Source organism: Streptomyces graminilatus (assembly GCF_001418565.1).
GTDB lineage: Bacteria > Actinomycetota > Actinomycetes > Streptomycetales > Streptomycetaceae > Streptomyces > Streptomyces graminilatus.
Map to the genome: position 1 here is coordinate 1 of NZ_LIQQ01000784.1, position 3343 is coordinate 3343.

General features: G+C 71.9%; 2 protein-coding genes. Both read left to right on the forward strand.

Translation table 11 applies throughout. The features are described 5' to 3' along the window. The first annotated feature begins 99 nt into the window (after positions 1–99). Positions 100–444 (forward strand): chorismate mutase, encoded by a 345-nt coding sequence (locus AOK08_RS41550; RefSeq protein ID WP_055535723.1) that lies wholly within the window; start codon positions 100–102, stop codon positions 442–444. A 288-nt stretch (positions 445–732) separates the two neighbouring features. Continuing rightward, on the forward strand, positions 733–3285 hold the full coding sequence (gene pepN, locus AOK08_RS41555) for an aminopeptidase N (protein WP_055535725.1): 2553 nt from the start codon (positions 733–735) through the stop codon (positions 3283–3285). Positions 3286–3343 lie beyond the last annotated feature (58 nt).

The window sequence follows — 3343 nt, forward strand, 5'->3', positions numbered from 1 at the left end:
GGGGCGACGGGGTGCGCACGCCCACGCGCGCGTGCGCACCCCGTCGCCCCACGGGCCCGCCCGACCCGCGCCGCTTGATGCCACGTAATGTGGACGCCCATGACCACCAGCAACAACCGTGAAGTCGACCCCGCGATCCGAGCGGAACTGGGCCGGTTGCGCGAGAGCATCGACAACATCGACGCCGCCGTCGTCCACATGCTCGCCGAGCGCTTCAAGTGCACCCAGCAGGTCGGCCACCTCAAGGCCGCACACCAACTGCCGGCCGCCGACCCGAACCGCGAGGCCGAGCAGATCGCCCGCCTGCGCCGACTCGCCGAGAGCGCCAACCTCGACCCCGCGTTCGCCGAGAAACTCCTCAATTTCGTGATCGCCGAAGTGATCAGACACCACGAGCGCATCGCCGAGGACACCCTCAACAGCGGGAAACCACCGGTGAACTGACCCCGGGGGCACCACAGCCGGATACGCGCGCCGGCGTGGGCGACGGCCGGCCACAGGGGAAGGCGGCGCCGGGCCATGCCGTCGGACACCAGGATCCTCATCCCCGACGGCCACGAGGACACCCTGTACGCCCCGGAGAGCGCCCGCGCCCCCGCGCGCCCGAGAAGACGTCCAGGCCCCGCGAACAGGCCCACAGGCCACACCAGGGGCAGGGGCGCGCACAGGGACAAAGGCCGTGTACCGATCCGCCCCTGTGCCCTGTCAGCGGCATCAGGCAGCATGTCCTCCATGTCCGTACTGACGCGCGACGAAGCGCAAGCCCGTGCCACCCTCCTGGACGTCCACCGCTACACGGTCGAACTCGACCTCACCACCGGGGACGACACCTTCGACTCCCGCACCGTGATCCGCTTCGCGGTGACGGCGGGCCACACCGGCGCGGACACGTTCGTCGAGGTCAGGCCCGCCGAGCTGCGATCGGCCACCCTCGACGGCCGGCCCCTGGACACCGGCACGCTCACCGACGGCCGACTGCCCCTGACGGGCCTCACCGAGGGCGAGCACGAACTGCGCGTCGACGCCGCGATGCGCTACTCCCGCACCGGCGAGGGCATGCACCGCTTCACCGACCCCGTCGACGACGAGACCTACCTCTACACCCAGATGTCCCTGGAGGACGCGGCAGCCGTCTTCGCCAACTTCAACCAGCCCGACCTCAAAGCCGTCTTCGAGCTCACCGTGCGCGCCCCCGAGGGCTGGACCGTCCTAGCCAACGGCATCACCACCGAGACCGCCGACGGACTCTGGCAGGCCGCCCCCACCCCCCGCATCTCCACCTACCTCGTCGCCGTCGCCGCCGGCCCCTGGCACTCCGTCCGCAGCGAACACCGCGGCCTCCCCTTCGGCCTCCACTGCCGCCGCTCCCTCGCCCCCCACCTCGACACCGACGCCGACGAACTCCTCGACATCACGCGCGCGTGCTACGACCGCTACCACGAGAAGTTCGAGGAGCCCTACCCCTTCGACTCCTACGACCAGGCGTTCGTCCCCGAGTTCAACTTCGGCGCCATGGAGAACCCCGGCCTCGTCACCTTCCGCGACGAGTTCGTCTACCGCTCCGCCGTCACCGACACCGAACGCCAGACCCGCGCCATGGTCATCGCCCACGAGATGGCCCACATGTGGTTCGGCGACCTCGTCACCCTCCAGTGGTGGGACGACATCTGGCTCAACGAGTCCTTCGCCGAGTACATGGGCTACCAGACCCTCAACGAAGTCGCCCCCGCGGGCCCCGGCGGGACTCCCCCCGCATGGCGGGGCACCGACACCTGGACCGACTTCGGCATCTCCCGCAAGGCCTGGGGCTACGACGCCGACCAGCGCCCCTCCACCCACCCCGTCGCCCCCGAGGCCGTCGACGACACCGCCGCCGCCCTCGTCAACTTCGACGGCATCTCCTACGCCAAGGGCGCCTCCGCCCTGCGCCAACTCGTCGCCTGGCTCGGCGAGAAGGACTTCCTGGCCGGCATCAACACCCACTTCGCCCGCCACCGCTTCGGCAACGCCACCCTCACCGACTTCATCGACTCCCTCGCCGCCGCCACCGAACGAGACGTCCAGGCCTGGGCCGACGCCTGGCTGCGCACCACCGGCGTCGACACCCTCACCCCCCGCCTCACCAACGGCGAGCCGGGCGCCTGCCACCTCACCGTCCGCCACGACGGCAGCCGCCCCCACCGCGTCGCCGTGGGCCTCTACGACCACGACGCCGCCGGCGACGGCACCCTCACCCTCCGCGAGCGCCGCCATGTCGACGTCCCCCAGGACGCCCCGGAGCCCATCGGCAAGCGCCCCGCCCTGCTCCTCGTCAACGACGGCGACCTCACCTACGCCAAGGTCCGCTTCGACCCCGAATCCTTCAAAACCGTCCGCACAGCCCTCTCCGGCCTCCCCGACCCGCTCACCCGCGCGGTCGTCTGGAACGCCCTGCGCGACGCCGTACGCGACGGCCAACTCCCGCCCGTGGACTACCTGGAGACCGTCCGCGCCCACCTCCCGCGCGAAACCGACCTCGCCCTCGTCCAAGGCGTCCTCACCTTCGCCTCGGCCACCGTCGCCGACCGCTACCTGCCCTCCGAGGAACGCCCCGCGGCCCTCACCACCCTCGCTTCCCTCTGCCGCGACCTCATCCGCCGCACCGAGGACGGCGACCACCCCGGCCTGCGCCTCATCGCCGTACGCCACTTCATCGACGTCGCCGCCCACCCCGACACCATCGCCGCCTGGCTCGCCGACGGCACCGTCCCCGGCGGCCCCGAACTCGACCCCGAACTGCGCTGGCGCGTCCTGGCCCGGCTCGCGGTCCTCGGCGCCACCGACGAGGCCGAGATCGACGCGGAACTCGCCCGCGACCCCAGCGCCTCCGGCCAGGAAGGCGCCGCCCGCTGCCGGGCCGCCCTGCCCGACCCCGAGGCAAAACTCCGCGCCTGGGAACAGATGTTCACCAGTGACACCCTCTCCAACTACCTCTTCGTGGCCACCGCCCAGGGCTTCTGGCAGCCCGAACAGACCGACCTCACCGAGGAGTACGCCAAGCGGTACTGGACCGACGCGGTCGCCGTCGCCGACCGCCGGGGCCCCGCCATCGCCGACGCCGCCGGCCGCTGGGCCTTCCCGGCCCACGCCGTCACCCCCGACACCCTCCGCCTCGGCGAGAAGTGCCTGCGCGACGCCGCCCCGATACCGTCCCTGCGCCGCAAACTCATCGACCAGCTCGACGACCTGGCCCGCGCACTGCGAGTACGGCAAGGGGCCACGGAAGAAACACGGGAACAGGCGTAACCACGCCACCAGGCCCCGGCACCACGACCGACTGGACGTGGTGCCGGGGCCTGGTGGC

Excerpts from the sequence above, each read along its gene's own strand:
- AOK08_RS41550 (WP_055535723.1), top strand. The coding sequence starts at position 100 with ATGACCACCAGCAACAACCGTGAAGTCGACCCCGCGATCCGAGCGGAA.
- pepN (WP_055535725.1), top strand. The coding sequence starts at position 733 with ATGTCCGTACTGACGCGCGACGAAGCGCAAGCCCGTGCCACCCTCCTG.